Source organism: Paraglaciecola hydrolytica (genome assembly GCF_001565895.1).
GTDB lineage: Bacteria > Pseudomonadota > Gammaproteobacteria > Enterobacterales > Alteromonadaceae > Paraglaciecola > Paraglaciecola hydrolytica.
This window is the reverse complement of record NZ_LSNE01000006.1, coordinates 52,194-75,661: the sequence shown is the minus strand read 5'-3', so window position 1 is coordinate 75,661 and position 23,468 is coordinate 52,194. Positions and strand designations below refer to the sequence as shown.

General features: G+C 42.2%; 21 protein-coding genes. 11 read left to right on the top strand and 10 right to left on the bottom strand.

Annotated features, from left to right (window positions below):
- Window positions 1-634 precede the first annotated feature (634 nt).
- Window positions 635-1,360, top strand: coding sequence for a hypothetical protein (locus AX660_RS12395; protein ID WP_068377352.1), 726 nt, complete (start codon window positions 635-637; stop codon window positions 1,358-1,360).
- Window positions 1,361-1,564: 204 nt separating this feature from the next.
- Here the strand turns inward: AX660_RS12395 and AX660_RS12390 are convergent, their stop codons facing one another.
- Both AX660_RS12390 and AX660_RS12385 read right to left on the bottom strand, forming a co-directional pair.
- Window positions 1,565-2,749: a DEAD/DEAH box helicase gene (locus AX660_RS12390; protein WP_068377349.1), complete on the bottom strand. Its 1,185-nt coding sequence runs from the start codon at window positions 2,747-2,749 to the stop codon at window positions 1,565-1,567.
- A 151-nt stretch (window positions 2,750-2,900) separates the two neighbouring features.
- Entirely contained in the window at window positions 2,901-3,281 is a 381-nt protein-coding gene (locus tag AX660_RS12385; protein ID WP_068377345.1) for a PAS domain-containing protein, read from the bottom strand.
- An 83-nt stretch (window positions 3,282-3,364) separates the two neighbouring features.
- Here AX660_RS12385 and AX660_RS23405 point away from each other — a divergent pair, with 83 nt between their 5' ends.
- The 5 genes from AX660_RS23405 (at window position 3,365) to secF (ending at window position 8,795) form a co-directional block, all read left to right on the top strand.
- A complete protein-coding gene (locus tag AX660_RS23405) occupies window positions 3,365-3,535 on the top strand; it encodes a hypothetical protein (RefSeq protein ID WP_164483518.1) in 171 nt (56 codons plus the stop codon).
- Between the two features lie 218 nt (window positions 3,536-3,753).
- Entirely contained in the window at window positions 3,754-5,220 is a 1,467-nt protein-coding gene (locus AX660_RS12380; RefSeq protein WP_131811797.1) for a hypothetical protein, read from the top strand.
- 149 nt (window positions 5,221-5,369) lie between these two features.
- Complete coding sequence (locus tag AX660_RS12375) at window positions 5,370-5,837, top strand: hypothetical protein (RefSeq protein WP_068377339.1); 468 nt, start codon at window positions 5,370-5,372, stop codon at window positions 5,835-5,837.
- 145 nt (window positions 5,838-5,982) lie between these two features.
- A complete protein-coding gene (gene secD, locus AX660_RS12370) occupies window positions 5,983-7,878 on the top strand; it encodes a protein translocase subunit SecD (protein ID WP_068377336.1) in 1,896 nt (631 codons plus the stop codon).
- On the top strand, window positions 7,878-8,795 hold the full coding sequence (gene secF, locus AX660_RS12365; RefSeq protein WP_068377329.1) for a protein translocase subunit SecF: 918 nt from the start codon (window positions 7,878-7,880) through the stop codon (window positions 8,793-8,795). The genes secD and secF overlap by 1 nt, the downstream gene beginning before the upstream one ends.
- Window positions 8,796-8,892: 97 nt before the next feature.
- Here secF and AX660_RS12360 read toward each other — a convergent pair whose 3' ends face one another.
- Together AX660_RS12360 and AX660_RS12355 are read right to left on the bottom strand one after the other, a co-directional pair.
- The gene (locus AX660_RS12360) at window positions 8,893-9,483 is read right to left on the bottom strand and encodes an ankyrin repeat domain-containing protein (RefSeq protein ID WP_068377326.1); all 591 of its coding nucleotides are present in this window, start codon (window positions 9,481-9,483) and stop codon (window positions 8,893-8,895) included.
- 166 nt (window positions 9,484-9,649) lie between these two features.
- The gene (locus tag AX660_RS12355; protein WP_068377895.1) at window positions 9,650-10,828 is read right to left on the bottom strand and encodes an aminotransferase class I/II-fold pyridoxal phosphate-dependent enzyme; all 1,179 of its coding nucleotides are present in this window, start codon (window positions 10,826-10,828) and stop codon (window positions 9,650-9,652) included.
- 272 nt (window positions 10,829-11,100) lie between these two features.
- Here AX660_RS12355 and AX660_RS12350 point away from each other — a divergent pair, with 272 nt between their 5' ends.
- The 4 genes from AX660_RS12350 to AX660_RS12335 all read left to right on the top strand — a co-directional run bounded on the left by AX660_RS12350 (window position 11,101) and on the right by AX660_RS12335 (window position 15,367).
- Window positions 11,101-11,361: a DUF5062 family protein gene (locus AX660_RS12350; RefSeq protein ID WP_068377323.1), complete on the top strand. Its 261-nt coding sequence runs from the start codon at window positions 11,101-11,103 to the stop codon at window positions 11,359-11,361.
- Window positions 11,362-11,489: 128 nt separating this feature from the next.
- The gene (locus tag AX660_RS12345; protein ID WP_068377320.1) at window positions 11,490-11,780 is read left to right on the top strand and encodes an RNA-binding protein; all 291 of its coding nucleotides are present in this window, start codon (window positions 11,490-11,492) and stop codon (window positions 11,778-11,780) included.
- 274 nt (window positions 11,781-12,054) lie between these two features.
- Window positions 12,055-14,625 carry a CotH kinase family protein gene (locus tag AX660_RS12340; protein ID WP_068377317.1) on the top strand — a complete coding sequence of 857 codons (2,571 nt, stop codon included), beginning with the start codon at window positions 12,055-12,057 and terminating at the stop codon, window positions 14,623-14,625.
- Window positions 14,626-14,731: 106 nt separating this feature from the next.
- Window positions 14,732-15,367, top strand: a complete 636-nt coding sequence (locus AX660_RS12335; protein ID WP_068377314.1) for a VTC domain-containing protein — start codon at window positions 14,732-14,734, stop codon at window positions 15,365-15,367.
- 103 nt (window positions 15,368-15,470) lie between these two features.
- Here the strand turns inward: AX660_RS12335 and AX660_RS12330 are convergent, their stop codons facing one another.
- The 4 genes from AX660_RS12330 to AX660_RS12315 are packed head-to-tail and all read right to left on the bottom strand — an operon-like array spanning window position 15,471 to window position 21,097.
- A complete protein-coding gene (locus tag AX660_RS12330) occupies window positions 15,471-16,763 on the bottom strand; it encodes an ATP-binding cassette domain-containing protein (protein ID WP_068377313.1) in 1,293 nt (430 codons plus the stop codon).
- Window positions 16,763-17,911, bottom strand: coding sequence for an ABC transporter permease DevC (gene devC, locus AX660_RS12325; RefSeq protein ID WP_157884334.1), 1,149 nt, complete (start codon window positions 17,909-17,911; stop codon window positions 16,763-16,765). The genes AX660_RS12330 and devC overlap by 1 nt, the downstream gene beginning before the upstream one ends.
- Window positions 17,912-17,928: 17 nt before the next feature.
- A complete protein-coding gene (locus AX660_RS12320; protein WP_068377309.1) occupies window positions 17,929-18,846 on the bottom strand; it encodes an efflux RND transporter periplasmic adaptor subunit in 918 nt (305 codons plus the stop codon).
- A 1-nt stretch (window position 18,847) separates the two neighbouring features.
- Window positions 18,848-21,097 carry a cyclic nucleotide-binding domain-containing protein gene (locus AX660_RS12315; RefSeq protein ID WP_068377304.1) on the bottom strand — a complete coding sequence of 750 codons (2,250 nt, stop codon included), beginning with the start codon at window positions 21,095-21,097 and terminating at the stop codon, window positions 18,848-18,850.
- Window positions 21,098-21,376: 279 nt separating this feature from the next.
- Between AX660_RS12315 and AX660_RS12310 the strand changes: the two genes are divergently transcribed.
- The gene (locus AX660_RS12310) at window positions 21,377-21,733 is read left to right on the top strand and encodes an FHA domain-containing protein (protein ID WP_068377301.1); all 357 of its coding nucleotides are present in this window, start codon (window positions 21,377-21,379) and stop codon (window positions 21,731-21,733) included.
- A 157-nt stretch (window positions 21,734-21,890) separates the two neighbouring features.
- Here AX660_RS12310 and AX660_RS12305 read toward each other — a convergent pair whose 3' ends face one another.
- Window positions 21,891-22,370, bottom strand: a complete 480-nt coding sequence (locus AX660_RS12305) for an FKBP-type peptidyl-prolyl cis-trans isomerase (protein WP_068377299.1) — start codon at window positions 22,368-22,370, stop codon at window positions 21,891-21,893.
- Window positions 22,371-22,652: 282 nt separating this feature from the next.
- Window positions 22,653-23,069: a hypothetical protein gene (locus AX660_RS12300; protein WP_068377297.1), complete on the bottom strand. Its 417-nt coding sequence runs from the start codon at window positions 23,067-23,069 to the stop codon at window positions 22,653-22,655.
- Window positions 23,070-23,468 lie beyond the last annotated feature (399 nt).

Sequence of the window (23,468 nt, the reverse complement as noted above, 5' to 3'; positions counted from 1 at the left end):
ATTCTATTCTAGTGGCGGGTAAATAGCGAAACAGCAAACTAATGTGTTGGATTTTTCGGATAATTACCCGTACTGAAATACCAAGACGGCTGGATTCTGTTTTTGGGTCGAACCGCTAGCGATGACCGAATATGCTCTGGCAAACAAATACATGGTCATATTTTTGCCGAGGCAGCAGTAAAAACTTGAAATAGCTATTACCAAATTAGATTGAAACTGCTTAATGAGATAGTTGTAATTGACAATTCAAGTGTATTTTTTAACACTTTGCTGGCTTTACCTCACTTTGAAGTAAACAAGATAGTCATAAAATTGGTCAAAATAAATTATTTAGAAAGACGAATAGACAGCAAGATCACAAAAGTATAATACACACTCCCTTGTTAGTAGACATAGATGACTGGCGACTATATGTAGTTCGGTTCATCACAAACTCAAATAAACAAAAGATATATTAATTGCCCATAACAGATGCTGTTAGTGTCGATTTTTTATACAACCTCAAAAAATAAATAAAATAAAAAAAAACCAAGCAACTGAAAAATAATGAATTTATTCATTTGGCCTAAGTTATGCATAAAATTTATGCTGTAACAATTCTTTTTAAAAAATACTGTTTCATAAGGAAAATACAATGAAATATAAATATTTAAAAGTGGCATGTCTAGGTTTAGGTTTAACCATCAGCGGCATGAGTAATGCTGCATTTATTAATTTTACCGGTGGTACTGCAACATTTAACGCAGGCGGCACAGGCGTAACAGATAATTCTACTTCTTTTCAAGATGTTGCCAACTATATTGAAAGTGGATTTATGTTTGAATTTTTCTTTAGTGGCCCACCATCTCCCTTTGCATCAACTATTGGTGATTATTACGGTACAGGTAATGACGTAGCACATTGGCATTGGGATAACGGACCTTATGGCGAAGTAATTGAAGTGCGAGTGTCTAAAGTAGATAATAGTATGTTTGATCTCGGTGGTTTTAGGGTATCTACCAATACCTCTGTTGGTGGCGGAAGTTCGACAGGAACTGAAAAAGTGTCGATTAATACATCAAAAGCCACTGGGATTTTCAATGTCGCTAGTGATTCATGGGGATTGGGAAATGGCCCAGACCCTCTAATTACGATCTCTTCCACAAATACCCTTTTTGATGACATCACATGGTTTTCATTTACCAATGATGTTGGTAGTGATGCAGTAGGTATGGGCTTAGATAATTTCTTTTTTGATGAAATAGGTGACGCTAATGGCAATGATCCAACAGGTAATCCTGTACCAGGACCATCCACTCTGACCATCTTTATATTAGGTTTTGTTGGGTTGGTCTTAAGTCGATTTAAAAAATTATCGTAAACGATTAAACCAGCGTGTGCTTTTTCAGTTAGTGTGTAAAGCATACTCAACTTTGATAAATATCAGAGTTGAGTACGCAATTTATGTCGTGATTCCCCTAATTTTAAGAGGAATCACATGATTGTAATAGCCAACAATGATCGACTGTATGCTGGGTCGCTGCTTAAACTCCGTTTTTTAGGTCAATTACCGATATTTAAACTCTTATGTGCGTTTATTTTTAGGCACGTAATTTAAAATAGAAACCGGCACTGCCTTTCTGACCGCAAAACCTTCAAATTCTTTGCGCACAAGTACATGACCAAGGTGGCTTTCGATGGCACATAGGTTTCTAAAGTTATCTTTAGCCACAAAGGATACGGCTTCGCCACTTGCACCTGCGCGGCCTGTTCTACCAATGCGATGAATATAATCTTCAACTTGATCAGGTAAGTCGTAATTGACGACACGAGAAAGGTTTTGAATATCCAGACCACGAGCTGCCACGCCGGTTGCCACCAAAAACTGGATTTTTCCCGATTTAAAATCAGCGAGGATTTTTTCACGCATGCTTTGAGTTTTATCCCCATGAATACATTCGGTGGGGATGCCGCGTTTTTCTAATTGGCTGACTAACTTGGCTGCACCTTGTTTGGTTTCAATAAAAATCAGGGCTTGATCCCATTCCAGATGTTTAATCAAATGGCTTAATAGGGCTGACTTGGTATCTTTATCCACCGTCACTAACCACTGCTCAATTTTAGGTGCTGATGCCTCATTATGCTTAATGGAGATTTCAACTGGGTTGTTAATAGAACGTTTGGCTAAGTTACGCACTTCATCGGAAATGGTCGCCGAAAATAAGAGGTTTTGTCGCTGCTCAGGCAGGCGTTCAATGATTTTATTAATGTCACCAATAAAACCCATATCCAGCATTCTGTCGGCTTCATCTAATACCAGCACCTCAAGTTCATCAAAGTGCAAAGCGCGTTGATGGGCCATATCCAGCAAGCGGCCAGGCGTCGCAATCAGAATATCGATGCCACCAATTAAACGCTGTTTTTGCGCCTCTACATCAGTGCCACCATACATCGCCATGGTAGTGAGATTGAGATATTGCCCGTAGGCCATCACGCTCTTTTCCACTTGCAAAGCCAACTCGCGGGTGGGAACCAAAATCAGCGCACGAATGCGTTTACCTCTGAGCTTTTGCTCAGTATTGAGTTTTTGCAGAATTGGCAACACAAAACTGGCGGTTTTACCTGTGCCCGTTTGCGCCGCCGCAATAAGATCTTTACCGGCTAGTATCGCCGGAATAGCTTGTTGTTGGATTGGAGTTGCTTGTTTGTATCCCAGTTCATTTAAGGCTTTAAGGATTGGCTCGGCTAAGTTTAGTGCTGAAAATGACATGTAAGACCTTATGAATTTTGTCTTGAAACTGTAGGGGCGTAAGCGCGCCCAAATGAGCATTGTAGCAGACAAAAAAATAATGTAATTAAGGCTTATCCCCTGCTAACGACTTACCTTGCTGTTTATGCTCCAGCATCTTGCTTGTTGCATTTTATAAAGGCTCAAATACCACAATGTAGTGATCAGGAATGAGGACAAAATCAAATTGGGTAAATACATTAAAACGCCGAACCCCCTTATGTTTGGTGGTAATATTGACTTGCATTGTAACGAAATTCTTTCCCGTCTCTTGAGCACTGAGCATTTCCAACTCCCACTGACGGGCAACAACCTTCTGATAATCCTCATTAGGATACACAGTCACCCACCAATGGTCTTTGTCAGGAATATCTTCTAAAGTCCAACCAATGACATCAACAAAACGCTGATTTATAAATACGAAAGGATGGTTGAGCGACGGTTGCGAGTTGTGTAACACTACAATCGGCGTAGGTAACATGTTAAAAAATGGCGATAAGATATCAATCTGCATAATAAACAAGTCTCCTTTGTTCCGGTTACATAGCCCCAGAGTAACATAAGATTTTAATCAATTAACTATAGATTGAGTTAGCCATGTCCGAGAAAAAAGTTAAGTTTATTTTCGAAAAAGAAAACAAAAATAGTGTGCGTTTTGAAGAAGTACCAGAAGACGGTATGCCTCCGGTTATCGGCAGTATTTACGTGCAAAAATGGTTTGCTGGCAGCAGCAAAAAAATTGAAATCACCATCACAAAAAAAGATTAAAACAGGAAGGTACTTTGGTAATTTACGATCAAGAAAGCCAAACTAACCAATAAATAATAATGACGACTATCGATTTTAAGCAGGACAGTTATTTTGGAAAATCACCCAAAAACGGTATGCCACCTCATCTGCCGCATCAAAAAAAGCTTTAAAAATTTACGCATATACAACAAGGGTATTATTTTGTAGTGTTAATTTTTAGCGAATTGAAGTATTTCATGAATCTCAGAATATTATTGCTACTGCTGTCGAGTTGTATGCAAATGCCTGTCGGGCACGCCAAAGAGTTACCCCCCATTTTAGATTATTACCCTGGATGTGATTATCAGGTAATCGGCCTCTTAGAAGAAAAAGGCGTGGTATCCATGGCGCAAATCCAAGATTACGTTGATAGAGAATATGAACAAGATCTAGCAAAAATTTTGACTAAACTGCAATCCAGTGCAGCCGAGCTAGGCGCAGACGCGCTTGTTATCACAGATTTAACCAAATCCACACGGGTCAAAGACCGCGAATTATCAGAAGTCAATAAAGACATTGTTTTTAGCTACTCTGCCGAGGCCATTAGATTATGTAAAAACGAAAACAAAAATTTGCGCCGGGCTTCCAGCTACGATGCTCAAGGGGGCAAAGGTCACACTCTCAAATTAAGTCAAATTAAAACTGAATTTGATATGTCTTTGGTGATACGCCAAAAGCCTGCCCTACAGTCATTAATCGATGAACAAGAGATTAATTCTGCGCAATTCAATACAAAACCTAAGCTGCAAAATAAAAACATTTTACTCTCAGGCTCTATCTATGGCATTTCGCTTGGTGCCACCCGCCAGCACGTTCTCGAAACTTTCGGTTATCCATCCGCTGAATTTAAACTTTTTAAGGGTATCGAATCATTATTGTATGGGCGCCGCCATTGGTTGCACTTTAAACAAGATAAACTCATCAGTGTCGAATTTACTGATCAGATACTGTCGTACGATGCCCTCAATTTAATTGAAGCCAATGAAGAGTTTGACCAGTTTGAATGGCAAATAGAACAAGGAATTAAGGTTAATAGCTCTATTGAAAATATTCGCGACGCTTTCAAAAATAGACCTACTACAGCAAGTGGCAACCTATTAACTATTACGCAGAAAAACGTTCAGCTTAGTTTGGTTTTTGATACTGAATACGACCCTTTTACCAAAGAAACTAAAAAATATCTGGTGGCCTTTACCCTCGCTTATAGTGATAACAAAAAAACTAATGCGGAGTTATCCAACACTTCGCTAGTGGGTATTGATGACATTATAAAAGCGGCGCAGTCCGGACAGCAGCCTACCATGGACACATTAACTGAAAAATTACCTGAACCAATAGGCCGGATATTTTCAGACCAACACAGTTATTACGATATTTTTGATAATCACCTCATGCTTAAATATCGTAATAAAAAAATGGCTGAATTAAATATGCGCGAAGATATTTTTAAAAAGTCTCGTATTAAGTCGCCCAAAGGCCCATGGAAATTATCGGACTATCTATATCAGGGTGCAGTGGCTGAAACTTTCAAACCCTATTTTGAACACGATTTTACTATCATGCTTGGCAAAGCCAATATGCGTTTTCCTCACATGCAAATACGCTTTTATATGGATGGGGATGATGAATATGCCGGTCTGTATGCCATCGACTTAATTTTTTAAGTTGGTAAGCACGGGCCAGTCAATCATAAAAACCTCCTGACCGTAACCCTTAGTTTTGCGCAGAATATTTGTGCTTTGCTATGTGTCTTATCTTGTATTTTGTTATTTCGCCCTTACTATAGCTGCACTTTGAGTCATAGATTTAATTGATGTTTATGTGGTTTTGGCGTGCACTTATTTTCAGCTTAAGCATTGCTCTTTTTGCAGCCATGTCTTCACCTGCGTGCGCCGCAGAGCAGCAAACTCAATTTTTGGATTACAGCAGCAATTATACAAACCAAGACTTTAGTGATGGCAGTGATACAGACCATCACAACGATAGCCCTACAAAAACGCCCGTTTATCAAACCAGATTTAAACCCAATGTCAGTTTGCCGCCTTTTGAGCGCCAAGCCGCCAGTGCCTTTGGTTCGACGTTACAGAATGAACCTATTTTTGTACTCGCCTTCGAGTTTTTACCTGAAGTCTTAGGCCTCAAACACTTTTTAGCGCCCTTTAACACCAATAATGCCCTACCATGGTATTTGCGCCCAGACGCAGCCCATAGCCATGGTCGCCTTGCCGGCTGGAAAGACGGCAATAGCCTTTACACCGGCTCTATCACCTACCTCAGTTAGTTTGTTCTCGCGCTATTTCAGCGCACTTTTAAAGTGAGTACTTCGGTACTGAATTTTATTTAGCCTGGCGGCTTAACTCCGCCTGCGCTGCGCCAATTGAGCTAGGTATTTTAAGCCTGCCGCTTGGTTACCAAAGAGAACAAACATGCGAACTACAACCTCCAAGCCCAAGTACACTTGGCAAATTTTAGTGATCGTTATCACTGTATTTATACTGGGCTTAAATGCCATCCCGACCTTATATGGCAATAATAACGCCTTGTTGGTTAGTGTTATAAAACCGAGTCAAACACAAGCTAATACACAGCAAATTGCTGGTGCTCAACAACTACCCTCCCCTATACAACTACCTAGTGTGCAACGACTACGCAAAGTGATGCAGCAAGCAGATATCCAAGTTAAACAAATCATCACTAACAATACCGACAGTAAAATTGTTATCGAGGGAGACGACGAAGCACTACTACGTGCTCAGCAACAATTAAAAAACACCTTAAGTGATGCTTATCAAGTACGTTTAGGCAGTCAATCTGCTGCGCCAAGTTGGCTGCAAGAACTTGGCATGGCGCCGATAAAATTGGGCTTAGATTTAAGCGGAGGAGTGCTGTTTGTGCTCGAAGTGGACACCAACAAAGCCGACCAAGAGCGCTTAGGTAATGTTAAAGACCAAATTTTACAGCTTATTCATGACCAAGGTCTAAGGGGGGTTAGTGTAAAAATCGCCGCCAGCAACAATACCTCAGAAGGTAATGGCGCGATGACGCTGCAATTTTCCCCTCAGCAAGCCACACAAGTGAAATCCCTTATTAACGAGTTGCGACAAGAACTGCCGGATATTAACTATACAAAAACCAGCGAGCGCAATGCCTCCTTAGTTTTTACTGAGCAGAGCATCAACACTTTTCATCAGGAGATAATGGCTCAAGCACTGACTACGCTACGTGGCCGCATAGCAGAATTAGGCATCACTGAAGCTGTAACTCAACGTCAAGGTAAAAACCGCATTCGCATTGAGTTACCAGGAGTAAAAGATCCCGAACAAGCCAAACGTATTATTGGTGCCACCGCCTCTTTAGATTTTTATGAATTGGCCAGCAGCGACACCATGGGAGCCAAAAACTTTAGTGATGAAGATGGCAGGCATCTGACTGTAGCCCCCAAACCTATCTTTAGTGGCTCAAACATCGAAAACGCCAATGCCGGACGTGATGAGTTGGGTATGGCTTTGGTTAACCTAGCCCTAGACGGACTTGGCGGTAAAAGAATGTCGGAGTTTTCCAAGGCCAACATAGGTAAACCCATGGTGACGGTATTTTCTGAGTACTACAAAAATACCAACAATGAGTTGGTCAAAAGCAGCAAAGTGATAAGCGTAGCAACGATTCAATCTCAGCTTGGAAATCGCTTTAGCATTACGAATCTAAGCAGTCCACAAGCAGCGGCAGATTTGGCTTTGTTACTTCGCGCAGGCTCCTTAGACGCACCTATTAGCATAGTGCAGCAACGCACCATTCAAGCTTCACTCGGCCAAGAAAACGTCGGCAACGGTATGATGGCACTGTCCATTGGCTTGAGTATTACCTTGCTCTTTATGGCCTTGTGGTATCGCAAACTTGGGCTGATTGCTAATGCCAGTTTAGTGCTTAACCTAGTGTGTTTATTGGGTTTGATGGCCTTATTACCCAATGTAGTGCTGACCTTACCCGGCATAGCTGGATTAGTACTCACAGTAGGCATGGCGGTGGATACCAACGTGCTGATTTTTGAGCGAATAAAAGAAGAACGCTTACGCGGTCGCAGTAATTTTATGGCCATTGAAACCGGCTATAAAGAGGCCTTTGCTACTATTTTGGACGCTAATATCACCACCATGATCACCGCGCTCATACTACTCAGTATTGGATATGGCCCAGTTAAAGGTTTTGCCATGACCTTAAGTTTAGGCATTTTAACCAGCATGTTTACCGGTGTATTTGTCGCACATGTACTGACCTATTTAGTTAAACCACAGATCCGCATTAAACAGCAGGAGCAAATCTAATGAATACCACTCCATTAACAACATTCAGTAAATATCGTTTAGCCGGTTTTTATCTGGCCATTGGCTTGATCGTGCTGTCACTCATTGGTTTAGGGACTAAAGGCTTAAACCTTGGACTCGACTTTAGCGGCGGTTACATGACCGAATTCACCACCTCTCAAAGCATTGCCAAAAGCCAAATGCAAAGTCAGTTAGCCAGCCAACTATCTGCTGATTTTGAACTCAGCAGTAGCGCAGGCAATACCCAATGGACTCTTCGCCAAGCCGACGGTGTTGCCGATGTCATTGATAAAACCTGGTTAACGACCTTTGCCAGCCAAAGTGGCTTTGATATTACGCCACAAGACTCGGTATATATTGGCTCACAAGTGGGTGCAGAACTCATCGACAACGGCAGTTTAGCCCTATTGGTTGCGGCTATCGCCATGATGTTGTATCTAACGTGGCGTTTTGAATGGCGCTTAGCCTGTGGCTCATTGGTGGCCTTAGTACACGATGTCATAGTGGTGCTGGGGTTGTTCGCGTGGCTTGGCCTGCCTTTTGATTTAACCGTGCTGGCCAGTGTACTTGCCATTATTGGTTATTCACTCAATGACTCCATCATTATCGGCGATAGATTACGTGAAGTCATGCGCGCCAAAAACAATATGAGCATGAGTGACTTAGTGGATACGGCGATTAAATCTACCATGACACGATCCTTGATTACCTCAGGTACGACACTTGCCACCATCAGCGCGATTTGGATCTTTGGTGGCCAACCCTTGCAAGGTTTTGCCATCGGCCTATTTGCTGGCGTGGTATTTGGTACCTTATCGTCAGTTGCAGTATCAGCTACTATTCCGCAACTCATTGGCCTAAAACCAGAGTTTTATCAGCAGCGTGCTCAAGCATTATTAGTAAATGATGAACCATAAATAGCGTAACAATTAATGGCTATTTAGCTGAAAAAATAATGCCCGTCACAGCGGGCATTTTTTTAGCGACTTAAGCGAATCAACTATTACGCCCCCTTTATCCATTTTGTTCAATTATTCGTTTAACTTTCATTTTCCATTCATACATTTCTGCATTCTGAGGAATATCGTCATTTTTTAATTTAGACTCAACAGTTTTTCCGAAAATATTGGGTATTCTCGGATTCGCTCCCATTTCTAACAAATAGTAAGCAACATCAAACTGTGACAATATGACAGCTTTCATCAAAGGAGTCTGTTGGGAAGAATCTTCTGAATTTACGTCAGCACCTGCTTCTATCAAGACCTTTAACATATCAAATCTTGATTGAGATACTGTTCTAAATATCAGCGCCTCTCTTCTTTTCTTATCGAAAATATTAGGATCACCTCCAAATAAAAGTAATTCTTGCAGGCAATCAAGGTGATTAAACGTCACAGCTAAGCTCATAGCTGATACGCCTCCACTATTTATTAAATTAGGGTCGGCCCCAATTCTTAGCAAATTTCGTGTTGCTGCCAAATCGCACGATTCTGCTACTCTCATTAATTTAGTGTATCCACTTTTATCAAACTCATTAATTTCTTGTGCATTCGAGCAACCAAAAATAACTAAAAAAATTATGATAAAGTTTATTAATCTAAACATAATTAAAATCCACCCATATTAGGATTCAGGGTCAGGGGAAGATCAGGTTATTGATTAACTTGTTCATCTTACCAATGTAGACGGAACAGATGATTTCAACAAACCAAGCGCCTTGAACTGCGTAAAACCAATTAACTCAACAACAAAGTCATAAAAATCAAAAGCTTTAGCGGTATTGATTAGCGTGCATGAAAAGCTTCAGGCGTTGCAAACCCTCTTCAAGTTCTGCTTCGGCCGAGGCAAAAGACAAACGTACATACTGCTCACCTTGGAATTCACCAAAATCATTACCGGGTGTAAGTGCCACGTGGGCTTCTTGCAATACACGCTCACAAAACGTCATGGCAGACATTCCCGTCAAACTCACGTCGATATACACATAAAAAGCGCCGTCTGGATGAACAGGCACAGGTAAGCCACATTTTTGTAAGCCAGCCAGTACTAAGTTTTTGCGGCTAATCAGTGTTGCGCGCCGCGACTCACATACGGCAATAGAGCTTGGGGTAAAACATTGTAAAGCGGCTTTTTGCGCTAAGGTGGAAGGGCAAATATAATAATTTTGTGCCAAACGTTCCATCACATCCACCGCTCGCTCGGGCACCACACACCAGCCCAGTCGCCAGCCTGTCATGCCAAAATATTTTGAAAAACTGTTGATCACTAAGGCTTCATCATCAAAAGCTAAGGCTGTCTGTGGCGTAGTACCGGCAGCGCCATGATGCAAATTAAGATAAATCTCATCAACTATGCGCCACGCCCCTTTATTGCGGGCAAATTCACACATCGCAGCAAGTTCTTCAGGTGCCACAGCCGTACCTGTTGGGTTAGATGGTGTAGCGAGCATCAAACCGCGCGTACCACGTTGCCAATGCTGTTTAAGCAGGGCACTATTCAACTGAAAATGCGAATCGGCTTGAGTTGGCACCAACTGCACTTGGCCACCAAAGGCTTTGATAAATTGTCGGTTACAAGGATAAGACGGGTCGGCCATGACCACTTTGTCGCCCTCGTCTACAAAAGCTGCAGCTAACAACAATAAAGCAGCCGACGCTCCTGCCGTCACCACGATACGTTGTGGATCAAGTTCAATGTGATGGGCGCTTTGATAAAAACCGGCAATGGCAGCCCGTAACTCGGGTAAACCTAGAGCCGATGTATAAGGCAGTGGCGCAGAGCCTGCTAGTTCTTGCATGGCTGTTAACACATCGGGTGGCGCACCAAAATCAGGCTCACCGAGGTTTAACTTAACCACGTGTTTGCCTTGAGCTTCTAAACGGGCGGCTTTTTCTCCAAAAGCCATAGCAAAAAATGGCGAAATGGCTTGGGCACGTTGTGAATATTTCAAAGGATACAACTCAACTTTAACGAAAATAGCACTTACATTAGCCTGTTATTTTGCCATTTGTAGAGAGTGAGTTCACCCTTTAAATAGCGTGGCGCTAGACAGTGTCCGATGATAATTATGCTTTTTACACTCTGTTATTATGCAAAAAATACGCTCGCGCTTTCGACTATTTAACCTTGTTCTAAGCTCAACCATGCGACATGCTTAACTATCTAAATGGTCTGAATTGGTACATAGTTGAGCCTTTAGACACCCGACTAATTGGTTAATAAATGAAAAAAACTAAAAATGAAAGTGCGCTACTTAAAAAAGCGCTTGCCGTGGCTGAACATTACGCCAAAGGCCGTGGTTACAATGGCTTTTCACCGACTGACTCTGCCAAACAAAAAGTGGAGAGTTTGTATCGACTCTTAGTCCATGACAAATTGATCACTCCCTTACCAGAAAATAAAGAAGACTTAGCCAGTTTAAAACATCGCTTAGTTGTGTGGATTATGAAGCAGTTACCGGCTGATCATGAGCTATTAAAATAGCCAAAATCACTTGAATTATCGGTGTTTTTTTGAAAAACAAACAAAGTGAATTCACTAACTGTTTAACAAAAAATCGATAGTTGTCGATAACGTTTAATATCCGTCATCGCCTAAGTGAGGTCACAATAATGTTAAAACACATTTTTAGTACCCTTGTTATCGCAACATCGTTGCTTTCATTTGATGCTAGTGCTGCTGGCGAGCCTAGATGCGGTCTTTTTGCGTGTGCCACGTTTTCGGTTAATACCTACGGGATCACCGAGGTGGTTTTTACCTCGCGGGTTGCGCAAGAACTCGATTGTTGGGTTAAGGTGCAAGCCACTCCAGTTAAATTTAAGCTGCAAAAAAAATCCCGCGTTTACAGTGCAGGATATGGGTTTTTACATTCTCAATTTTCATGGCGTTGTGACTTGGCTTGATGGGCTAACAACACACAACAATAAATAAAGCCATGGCAGTCGTCCTTATGCCAGTGGAAATAAGCCAAGCACATTAACTTTTGTCACTGACTATGTGCTGTTTTCAGTTAATCGTAGACGCTCAGTTAGCCGATAAAATATCTCCTCTGCCTTAGTTTTAAAGACTAATCGAACAACAATGTAATTCTCCACACAAATTGCACATTTATTGCACTTTTATCACACTTTTATTTCATATAGTGACAGTAATCATTTACTGAACTTGAGATTTAATATGAAAAATAAAGTATTAACCGCACTTTCCCTAGTATTCTGCACTACTCTACTTTTTAGCTGTGGCGGAGCGAGTGAAAACACGGCCTCTACTGACGAAGTGTCGACTGAAACTCCGTCTACCGAAACCCCATCCTCTAGCAGTTTAAAGATAAATGAAATTGTCGCTTCGGCGGTTGATGGTGGAGCAGATTGGATAGAGCTCTATGCCCTAGCAGATATTCCAGACCTGTCGATTTACAGCATAGTTGATGATAACGCTGAGCATGTCGCACAAACACTTCCTGCCATTTCATTAAACACAGGTCAATTCATCGTTATTCAAGCGATAGATGAAGAAGATACTCCACCTAGCGATGCTTATTATGTGACATTTAAATTAGGCTCAGATGACGCAGTGACTCTGTATGAAAACGCGGTGCAAATTGACCAATTAGATTGGCAAGATGGCGACGCACAGCAAGGGTACAGTTTTGGTTTGTACCTTGATGGCACAGGCACGGCGCGAACCATGTTGCCTACACCGGGTGCCGCTAATACCCAATTAAGCGATGAAGTATTAGTCACAGACACTATCACCAACAATGATGCCGAATTACGAATTAATGAAATTGTGGCCAAAGCAAGTGATGACGGTTACGACTGGATAGAGCTGTATGCAGCGGGTGATAACGCCGTATTTTTAGGCGATTATTTGGTTAGCGATGAAGACGGCGAACTGTTTGCACTGCCCGATATCACCCTAGCCGCCGGTACGTTTTATCGTGTGTACGCCACCACGGATGAGGTTGAGAACTTAGCAACAGTCGGTTTTAAATTGGGCTCCTCGGACCAAGTTAGCTTATTTTTAGCTGAGGATTTAATCGACCAATTAAGTTGGAAAAACGGTGAAGCACTCATTGGTTATAGCTATGGTCGTTACCCCGACGGTAGTGATGCCCTTGCCACCTTAATACCTTCACCTGCTATGGCTAATTCGCTCGCTACTCATGGCCCTTTAGTTATCAATGAGCTCGTTGCTTCTCATGTTGCAGAGGGTAATGATTGGTTTGAGCTTTACAACAACAGTGTTAACCCCATCTTACTTAGCGATTATCAAATCATTGATAGTAGTAATGATATAGAGCCAGTCACCCTGCCAGAAATTATCTTGGCGGCGGGAGCTTTTGTGGTGATATATGCCGTGGATGAAGATCCTGGCAGCTATTACGTACCATTTAAATTAGGCAAAGACGACGAGCTAAGCTTGATTAAAAATGGCGAAACCGTTGATTATATAGACTGGCAAGCTAGCGATGTATCCGCAGGTTACAGCTACGGCTTAACAACTGATGGTGGCTGGGCCAAAAACACCCTAGAGCCTAGCCTTGGCTCCTCCAATGTTCTACCTAGTGTTTACAATAAAGCAGTAGTTGAATCTATTTACTTTACGATTGATAACACAGAGTGGCAAGACCTACTCGACAACGCTATTGATGAAGAATATCACCCTACTTCAGTGACCTACAAAGGTATTACCTTAGATTCTGTCGCTATTCGTACTAAGGGAAATTCCAGTTTATCTGCCGTTGCCCGTTCCACCAGCGAACGATATAGCTTCAATATTGACGTTAATGAATATGTCAGTGGGCAAAAGTTATTGGGTATGAAGAAATTCGTTTTAAACAATATGTATAACGATCCCTCTTATATGCGTGAGTATATTGCTTATGAATTACTGGAAGAAATGGGCGTAGCCACCCCCGAGCATGCTTATGTCAACGTGTATGTAAACGATGAATTGAAAGGCTTGTACCTCTTAGTCGAGTTCGTTAATGAAGAGTTTATTGCTAAACATTTTAGCAATACCCAGGGTGACTTATACAAGCCCGATGGCACTGGTAGCGATTTACAATGGATTAGCGACGACTTTAGCCGTTATTCAGGTGTCGAGTTAAAAACCAATGAAGATAGCTCAGATAACGGCGCCTTTATAAATTTTGTCAGTGCAATGGAGTTTGGTGATGCTTTGAGTGTTATCGATCAAGACTCTGTACTGCGCTACATGGCGGTTAGTGTTGCTCTATCAAACTTAGACAGCTACCACGGCTCTCTCGCTCATAATTATTATATCTACGAACAAGACGGCGTATTTTCTATGTTGCCATGGGATCTCAATGAATCATTTGGTTCATTCAGCATGGGTTGCAATCGCGCTGATATCCGCGAATTGTATATCGATGAACCAACAGATGGTGCATTAGCCGACAAGCCCCTCATTGCCAAGGTGTTTGCCGATAGTGACAATCTCAATACTTACCACGCTTACCTAAATCAGTTGATTGATGGTCCGTTGACGAGCACCAACTTTGCCGCGCGAATAGCTGAAATAGATAAACTAATCGGTGAGCACGTGGCGAATGATCCCACTGCTTTTTATAGCTATTCACAGTATCAACAAAACCAACACTCTACTGTTTCAAGGTTTTACGGACTGACTTCTTTTATGTCCTACCGTGTAGCCAATATGAACCAGCAACTCAGTGGTGAAATTGCCTCAAGTGGTAACGGAAATGGATTTTGTAGAAATTAATTGATGGTGTCTTTTGGCCTAGTTTTTGGCAGGTTCAACCAAGTGTTTAAATCAGCTTTAGGCCAAAAGAACCCATATGATTTTAGCTAATAATAAGAGAGTCATCATGTTAAACGCACAAATTATTGAGCCATATAAAGGCTATCAAAAACAATGGTTTGGCACAGGAGGTGCAAAATACAGTGATAATAAAAACCAAGAACAAGATCTAAACGCGAGCTTAGAACGTTTTCAAAGTCATCACTTGGCCGATTTAGATAAAGCCAATTTAATGGATAGAGTTGATGTGAAGTTTTTGCTGCCAAGAGCATTTTTACCTGGGTTATTAGCTCGGTTGCAAAACTATTACAGCGTTTTAGAAATCAATAACCAGCGTATTTCACGCTATTACAATCAGTATTTTGATACCAATAATCTACGTTTTTACTATGACCATCACAATGGCAAACTTAATCGCTATAAAGTAAGACAACAAACCTACCTAGACACCAATACCCAGTTTCTGGAAGTTAAATTTAAGAACAATAACAAGCGCACCATTAAATCGCGCATTCTTTGTAGCACAACTGAAAATAATGACCACGCACGTAACACCTTTATTCAAGGGGCAATGAATATGTCATACGATGATTTGATGGTGAGTCAACAAGGAGGATACCAACGTATCGCACTGGCAAATGAAGCAAGTGCAGGATACGGTTTTTTACATTCTCAATTTTCATGGCGCTGTGACTTGGCTTAAGTCTTTGCCGAGTAAGAGCCGTGCTAACAAAGTGAAAATAAAATCAACTTTTACACCTAACTCAATATATTAAATACATTTTTATAAAAGTGACTGGGCTATCTTATAACTTAGAATAGGCTTCCAACAAACCGGTGATACTACTGCAAAATAGCTCAAATAATTTTAAGTCCCGCTCGGTAAAAACCGCTTTATTACTCAAACGTCGGCATTGAACAACAGCAAAAACCTCTCCGCTGCGTCGCCTTAACGGCACCGCCATAATCATTTGTGCTTCGTCAAACTGTTTATCTAAAGCTGGCTCTATTCGTTTATCTCCAAAGGAGTTGGTAATCAACAGTGACTTATTCAAATCTCTTACGGCATTAACAACACCGCCCTGATTGGGATAAGTGCCAATTTGCTGACCGCTGGAACTTCCAAGCGGAGTCACACTCCATGCCTGCTCATTCGCCAGGTATAAAACAAATCCATGGGTATCGAATATTTCGCATGCTCGCGTGGTAAAATCAGTTAGCGCGTTTGTCAGTACACCTTTAAACGCAATAGGATTAATCTTACTTTTAAGTGCCAGAATCCGCTGTGATTGTAATGAAAGATCAACCATAAAATATTGAGAGTCAAAATCACTTTCATTTTGGTTATTTGGTCGCTCTGATGGCGTATCTGCGACCACTTTCATCATATGTTGACTGCTGTCGATAACTGCTTCATTAAAACTGGCAATTTGCCCATCTTCTAAATAGATAATTCGGTCAGCAACATCAAGGATACGGTTGTCATGTGTCACCAATAGAATGGTTGAACCTTGCTCTTTCGCCATACTTTTCATTTGGTCAACCACATCACGGCCCGACTGTTTATCCAAAGAAGCTGTAGGTTCATCGGCCATCAAAATCTTCGGCTCAGCGGCCATTGCTCTGGCAATCGCGACACGTTGTTTTTGCCCACCTGATAATTGCTCAGGAAGGTAATGGATACGTTCGCCTAAGCCAACAAGGTGCAAATATTCGATAGCTCTTTGCTCTATCTGGCTGCCTTTATATTTGCCGCTAATACGTATACCGAGCACCACATTTTGCAAGGCTGTTAGCGCGGCGATGAGGTTATGTTGCTGAAAAATGAAGCCAATATTTTTGCGGACCTGCTCCAAATCTTTGCTTTTTGCACCGCATAATTCCTTGCCGAATATCTGCACACTGCCGGTATTGACCGATCGTAATGCGCTAACGATGGTTAAAAGCGTGGTTTTTCCTGAGCCAGAAGGGCCAGTAACAATGACAATTTCACCAGCCCGAATATCGGTACTGATATCAAATAGTATTTGTTTTTTAAGCTCACCGCTGCCAAAAAAGAAGTCTAAGTTTTTTACACTGATTGAAATATCACTAGACATCAAAACACCTCGGCAGGATCGAGACGCGCCACTTTCCTAACGCTCAACAAGGCTGAAATTGCACACATTATCATGGTTAATGCAAAGACAAATATTGCTCTGTCTGTCGTTAAGTAAAGCGGTAAATTGGTTGCGTCCGCTGCTACAGAGTACAGCACCATGACCAGCACTACGCCCGGAATATAACCAAGCGCCCCCAATAACACAGCCTGTTGCACCACGATACCCGATACAAATGTGCTGGAATACCCCATAGCACGCAAGGTAGCATACTCACTTAGATGCTCCGATACACCCGCAAACAATATCTGATAAACAATTATCGCGCCTACAACAAAACCCATTATTGCCCCAAAAGCAAAAATGTAGCCTATCGGTGTGGCTGAATTCCAATAAGCAGTCTCTCTTGCTACAAAGTCTTTTTTTGTCATAACCAATACGTCACCGGGCAGATATTCTCTGAGTTGATCTCGTACAATCTTAGCGTCGGCACCTGGTTTAAGCTTAATTAAACCAAGCTCGATGTCTTCCCGGGAACGTTCCGGAAATAAACGATGCCAATTGTCGGTACTCATAAATACGCTGCCATCCAAACCAAACGATGTGCCCATTTTATACAAACCAACAATGTTAATTTGTCGATTGTTTATTTCAGTCTCTAACACCTCGTTATGGCTCATAGCTTCTTTAACTGGGCCAAATTCAGGACGTGAAGCTGAGTCAAAAATCATCGCATCGCGGGCTTTAAGCAAAGGGCGCAATTGATTGAACTCGGGGTTATCGAATATGGCATCTTCAGGCTCAAAACCCAAAGTATTGATGCTGCGGCTGCCATGGTTCCAAGGATTCTTCCAGACACCCGGGAAGATGTTAATCGGCATCACCTGTTCCACTTCTTTTAATGACAGTGCTTGATATAGGCGGCGCTGCGAAAAAGCCTGAGGACGCACAATAAACACACTGTCGGGACTAAACAGCGCAATATCGTAATTTAGCTTTTCGTGAAAGCGCACCGCACTTTCAAACAAAGCTGAGCGAAAACCCAATTGCATGAGGATCAGCAATACCGCAAAGCCGATACCACACAAGGCTACGATAAGCCGCAATGGCCGATGTTTTAGCTGCAGCCACGCAACTTTAGTCTGCATTGAGATCATCTTATTGATTACTCAAGCACAATTTCAACTTGTAAGTTGGTTAATCGCCTTACCGCTTGCGGCTTGTCTAACAGCACATCAACTTCAATTATTCGGGCATCCTTACGTGCAGCAGGATCGGTGCCTATTGCATCATGTTTTTTCACTTTGGGATGAATATAGGTCACTTTTCCGCTCAGTTTTTCACTTAAAGCAGCACTGCTGACTGTCGCTTTCTGCCCTACATGAACACGTCCTATATCTGTTTCATATATTTCAGCCACCGCATACATTTTTTCTACTGCCGCCAATTCTAAAATACCATCCGCTTGCACAAACTCTCCTGGGTAAGCATTCACCTGTAAAACCAAGCCGTTAATGGGCGAATAAATCATTTTCCGTTGATATTCGGCTTTACGTCGTTCTAACCTGGCTCTCGCTACTTCAATCGCCATCTCACCTGCGGTAGCTGATACCCGAGCCGACTGACAAGATGCTCTAAGTGATTTGGCAAAACCTTGCGTCTGCTCAACTTCTTCAACAGAAGCCAGCCCTTTGTTGAGTAATGTTTCACGCCTCAAAGCTTCACTTTTAGCGGTATCTGCCTGCACACACGCGGCGTCAGCAATACTGTTATCCGCGTCAAATTGACGCTGTGCAAATTCAAGTTCCTTTTCAGTCTCGATAATGAGTGCCCGAGCGACCGGGGCTGAGTCAGTTTCAGCGAGTAACTGACCAGCGCTTACACTGTCTCCTTCGGCTACGTGCAATTTAGCAATCAATGAGCCTGCGGTTGAATCTGGAGTAGAGGACGCGCTGATGATGATAATGCCATTTTCAGGTTCAATTCTGCCAAGAGCAGCTACTGCGGTAATATCACTGGCGAGCAGTAGATGACTGAATAGGCTAAAAATGCCAAACATCATCACGGGCAATGGAGACTTCATATTACCCCTCCTGCTTGATTGTAGTCTTGGCGCTGGCAGTCTCAAAATAGCTCTTAAGCCTTTCTCTACTGGCCTCATAGCCAATCTGAGTTGCTTTCGCCTGTGCTTCAAATTGCAGCATACCTACTCCCTTCACATGAATATTAAGATAAAGATCAGCTTGTTGTTGGTCAATTATTTGCTGACGTTTGAGGGCTGACCCAGCCACCATGGCCTGCATAATGGTTGAGCCTATACTCGGTACAGAAGGTGCTTTTAACCACGGAAAAAAACGTTGGGTTAACAGTCCCCAGCCAGACAACTCGGTGCCATAGTCAGATTTTGCTTTGAGTCCGAGGGGAGGCGCGACATCGACAGCGATAACTACGCCAAAAGGGTTAATTTCACGCATGATATCCACTGGCAAATTGTTTAATACACCCCCATCGACCAGCAAATCTCCTTGATGAGGCACGGGTGGTAAAACACCTGGAATAGAGACACTGCTGCGAATAGCCAGCCAGGAGTCCCCACGGTAATGAACAACAGGTAAAGCGGTTGTCAAATTAGTTGATACACAAAAAAATGGTAACCAGTAATCTTCAATATCCCATCCCTGAGTTTGCTCTTTTATCGTTTGGCTAATACGTTTGCCGGCAATAAGCGAGACCAAAGGAAAAGTGAAATCGATAATTTTGTGATAAGCCTTTTTAGCACGGCGTATAACTTCATCTGCATTAGCGCCTTGGGCAATAATGCCTGCAATGGGAGCCCCCATACTGCTGCCACACACCATATCAATGGGGATATTTAATTCTTCCATGGCTTTTATAACCCCCAAGTGAGCAAAGCCGCGGGCTCCACCTCCACCCAAAACCAGACTAATGGCATTACCTGACAAGATCCTCGTTAATCTTGCTAAATCTGCGGCATGTTGCTGACGCACATGATAAATAGCATCAGGTGCAACAGAAGAAAACCACGCCGCCGTGTTTCTGGGTCGGTCGGTATCGTGATTATGCAACAAGACTAAACTCCAGCGTTGTCGCTCACCAGATAAATGCGGCGCCAAGGATGATAAATCGGCTTGTGCATTTGCGTCAGCGACAACAATCACCTGATCGGTTTGCCTAACACATCTGGCACTCCAGTCAGTCCATTGCTGGTCAGACTGATAAACTAAAAACTGGCAATTATCTTCCTGTAAATGCAGCCACTCCACCAATCGTAAACTAGACGCTTCGTTTTCCTGACATTGAGCAATACCCTCAGCAGAGAGCTCCGTATTGACAATGTCGCTGCTTAGATGCCGGGTAGAACCATATTCAGCAAGGGATTTACATAACTGTTGGGCAAAATCTGAGAGTCGAATACTGTCATTTGCAGGCAGCAAACTGATACAGCGTACTGGCGCTTTCGAGGCACCTTTTTCGAACGGTAAATTACTGAGACGTTTGCCCAGTATCTGAGCAATATTGTGTATGGCCTGGGTGTTTCTCTTTAACATCAGTTCAAAACAGAAGTTTGACAATTTAACTAACTCGCTATCTCTTACCGCATACACAGTGTGAGATTGCGGCTGGTTAGTTAAGAGTGCTGTTTCACCTATTGTTTCACCGGCCAGAATGGCATTATTGACGACTTCCCTGCCGTCCAGCAGAGTCGTTGTCATTTGCAGACGCCCCGCCACCAGGATGTAGGCACCGTCCGCCAAATCCCCCTGACTGAACAAGGTCTGTCCGCTGGGAAGCGTAATCCACTCCAGCTCATTGTCTATATCAGCCAGCACAAAAGGCAACATGACACCAAAAGGGCCAAATAATTTGTCAAGATGGATTGATAGCCGATGCTTACGCATCATCTGCAGACCAATATTCTGTAGCTTTTGCCACAACAGGGGTTGCTCAGACAGCAAACTATCGTAAATTTCTCTGGTGACAATAGCCACCTGGCTATCGGTACGGGCAAGAATGGGAGAAAGATGTTTTTCCTCAGTAAAAAAGTTTAATAGACCGATCAGCTCCCCCACTTCCAGTTGTTCGTACATCCCCAACGTGATTGTTTTGCCAGATTGCTCTTTAACCATGTTGCCACTGAGCAACAAATAAAAGCAGTTATCGCCGTTTCCTTCAGTGACTAAATATTCTTTGGCAGATACGTAACTAAGTTGCGTATAGTCAGCCAGTATTTGACGTTCCTGTTGATTAAGTTTAATGCTTTGGACTGAACCAGCGCGCAAATCGGCTGTAACATTTGTGGGGAGAGTATCCAATTATTTACCGTTCCATCAATTTAAAAACCGAAAGCTGCTTTTCTCGAACACAACAAAACGCGATAAACCAAGTTGTTTCAATTGGTCAGAGCATAACAACAGACTTTACATTTAATTTAGATTCTCGAACGATTGTATACAAGCCACTGTACGAATTCCATACAAAACAGTACACTACTCGCGTCAATACAGAGAAACCTTTAGCGCGCTGGCCTAGCGGTAAGATATTGATTTTATAATTCAATTTATTATTAGGGTTCGACAAGGAAATAGAAAGTTATGGCTCGATTAGACATGTATGCTAACTATGAATTGCAAGCGTCGTTTAAACTGGATGACAGCGATTTTCTTTTAGGTCGCGACCCAAATTGTGTTGTGATCATTCCTGACCCTAAAGTGTCCCGTAAACACGCCGTTATTAAGTCGGTTGGTGATGACAGAGTCATTCAAAACCTTGGTGTCAATGGCACTAAGATTAATGGTAAAGCGCTGGACAGTGATTACATCCTCCAGGCCGGAGACGCCATTTTTATTGGCAGCTATATTCTGGTTTTTCAGACTGATTATAATGACAATACCAATCTAGACTCGACCACTATTATCAGCCGCTCTCCTCCCAAACATCTTGTATTGTAATTCGCTATATCTTGGTTTCACCAAGATTTTTAGTGATACCCAAGCAACCTCAAATTGCGCGTTTGAGCGTCTATTTTTTAACGCGAACGCCCGCTAAGAATAAGACAGGGAGTAAATACAACATCAATATTTATACCAACTCCCTATTTTGCTGGATTTAGTGGTGATGGCCGCCTGCGCCATGTACGTGACCATGAGCGAGTTCTTCTTCCGTTGCATCACGTACATCGATAACCGAACCCGTAAAGTTCAAGGTTTTACCTGCCAAAGGATGATTAGGATCAACCGTAATGTTATCACCTTCAATCTTAGCGACCGTTAGCTGCACAGGACCATTTGGAGTTTGCGCAGTGAATACCATGCCTAATTCAATTTGTTCAACACCCTGAAAGGCCGCTCGTGGCACAACTTGCAACATCTCCTCATTATAATCACCGTAGCCTTCTGCCGGTTCAATGGTGACGGCAAATTCATCACCAGGGGCTTTGCCCACAAGTACCGCTTCTAAGCCTGGGATAATGCTTTTGTGGCCATGTAGGTAAACTAAGGGTTGACCACCTTCAGAGCTATCGACAATTTGCCCTTCGCTATCTTTTACGGTGAAGTTTAGCGATACTACTTTTTGATCTGCAATCATTGCTCGTCCTTACATTTTTAGTCGGTTAGTTTTATAGCGAATGTGGACAAAATTAAATTAAAGCTAAAGCAGAATTCAAATCACACAAACGTATTCTAATTGTTCGATTATTGAATCTGGGGGCTTTTTAACTCAATTCAAGTCTTAAACTAAGTTGATAGATAGGCTTTCTGCATCTCAACTTGTCATGATGACAACATATTTATCTAGAATGGTATAAGTTGACGCAGTAATAAAAAAGCCGCTCCTTTAGGAAGCGGCTTGCACATTCAAACGATAAAATTACTGATTAGAAAATGAATTTGCAAAAGACTTAATACTACGGCCGTTACACGTAATATCTCTCAAATCAAAAGCACTCAGATTTAATGAATCAACACCATGGGCGGCAGCTTGTGCACACGCTTGTGACGCGACATTTTCATCACTCGCTACGACAGAATATTTAACTTTAGCGGGTGTCGTTGTTTGTTGGTATTGCTTGGCAAACTCAGCGATTTTTTTACCGTTACAAAGCGTGTCATGACTAAAAAGATTTTTACCAAAAGCTTTAGCAGCAGCTAGACCTTGTGTGGCAGAAACAACACATACTTGAGTTTGTTCAGAATTGTCCAGACCAACAAAATTATATTTAGCTGTAGCTGCTGTAACACTTGAAGATGCTGCGAATAAAGATAAAGCGATTAAAGCTGTTTTCATATTGGTATTCCTATTAAGTAGTAAAGTTAAGAGTCAGTTGCTTTCAAAGCATGCTGCTATTATGACCAATAAACAAACAAACTGTAATAAAATTACGAAATAAAATTACATACACACGTATTGGCATCCATACCAAACCAATAAAAACAAGACCTGCAGGCGAAGCGCCAAAATAAATCTGTAATAAAATTACAAAATAACATCATTAATTCAACAAAATGGTTTAACCGATAACGAAGGAATAAAAGCAGAATTCACTTTCAACCGTGCCAGACTCTCATCAAACTGCTAACAACTCCATGCAGTAACATCATGATACTCACCTTGCGGGCAGCCTGCGGCCTTCCCTGCTCTCGCCTGCTTAGTAGGCCATGCGGGGCATGTTACGATTATATAAAG

What these genes read in the sequence shown, in the direction of transcription:
- AX660_RS12345 (WP_068377320.1), top strand. Translation starts at nt 11,490, where the DNA reads ATGTTAAAACACATTTTTAGTACCCTTGTTATCGCAACATCGTTGCTT.
- secF (WP_068377329.1), top strand. Translation starts at nt 7,878, where the DNA reads ATGAATACCACTCCATTAACAACATTCAGTAAATATCGTTTAGCCGGT.
- AX660_RS12330 (WP_068377313.1), bottom strand. Translation starts at nt 16,763, where the DNA reads ATGTCTAGTGATATTTCAATCAGTGTAAAAAACTTAGACTTCTTTTTT.
- secD (WP_068377336.1), top strand. Translation starts at nt 5,983, where the DNA reads ATGCGAACTACAACCTCCAAGCCCAAGTACACTTGGCAAATTTTAGTG.
- AX660_RS12385 (WP_068377345.1), bottom strand. Translation starts at nt 3,281, where the DNA reads ATGCAGATTGATATCTTATCGCCATTTTTTAACATGTTACCTACGCCG.
- AX660_RS12335 (WP_068377314.1), top strand. Translation starts at nt 14,732, where the DNA reads ATGTTAAACGCACAAATTATTGAGCCATATAAAGGCTATCAAAAACAA.
- AX660_RS12380 (WP_131811797.1), top strand. Translation starts at nt 3,754, where the DNA reads ATGAATCTCAGAATATTATTGCTACTGCTGTCGAGTTGTATGCAAATG.
- AX660_RS12320 (WP_068377309.1), bottom strand. Translation starts at nt 18,846, where the DNA reads ATGAAGTCTCCATTGCCCGTGATGATGTTTGGCATTTTTAGCCTATTC.
- AX660_RS12340 (WP_068377317.1), top strand. Translation starts at nt 12,055, where the DNA reads ATGAAAAATAAAGTATTAACCGCACTTTCCCTAGTATTCTGCACTACT.
- AX660_RS12350 (WP_068377323.1), top strand. Translation starts at nt 11,101, where the DNA reads ATGAAAAAAACTAAAAATGAAAGTGCGCTACTTAAAAAAGCGCTTGCC.
- AX660_RS12300 (WP_068377297.1), bottom strand. Translation starts at nt 23,069, where the DNA reads ATGAAAACAGCTTTAATCGCTTTATCTTTATTCGCAGCATCTTCAAGT.
- devC (WP_157884334.1), bottom strand. Translation starts at nt 17,911, where the DNA reads ATGCAGACTAAAGTTGCGTGGCTGCAGCTAAAACATCGGCCATTGCGG.
- AX660_RS12310 (WP_068377301.1), top strand. Translation starts at nt 21,377, where the DNA reads ATGGCTCGATTAGACATGTATGCTAACTATGAATTGCAAGCGTCGTTT.
- AX660_RS12395 (WP_068377352.1), top strand. Translation starts at nt 635, where the DNA reads ATGAAATATAAATATTTAAAAGTGGCATGTCTAGGTTTAGGTTTAACC.
- AX660_RS12375 (WP_068377339.1), top strand. Translation starts at nt 5,370, where the DNA reads ATGTTTATGTGGTTTTGGCGTGCACTTATTTTCAGCTTAAGCATTGCT.
- AX660_RS12305 (WP_068377299.1), bottom strand. Translation starts at nt 22,370, where the DNA reads ATGATTGCAGATCAAAAAGTAGTATCGCTAAACTTCACCGTAAAAGAT.
- AX660_RS23405 (WP_164483518.1), top strand. Translation starts at nt 3,365, where the DNA reads ATGTCCGAGAAAAAAGTTAAGTTTATTTTCGAAAAAGAAAACAAAAAT.
- AX660_RS12360 (WP_068377326.1), bottom strand. Translation starts at nt 9,483, where the DNA reads ATGTTTAGATTAATAAACTTTATCATAATTTTTTTAGTTATTTTTGGT.
- AX660_RS12390 (WP_068377349.1), bottom strand. Translation starts at nt 2,749, where the DNA reads ATGTCATTTTCAGCACTAAACTTAGCCGAGCCAATCCTTAAAGCCTTA.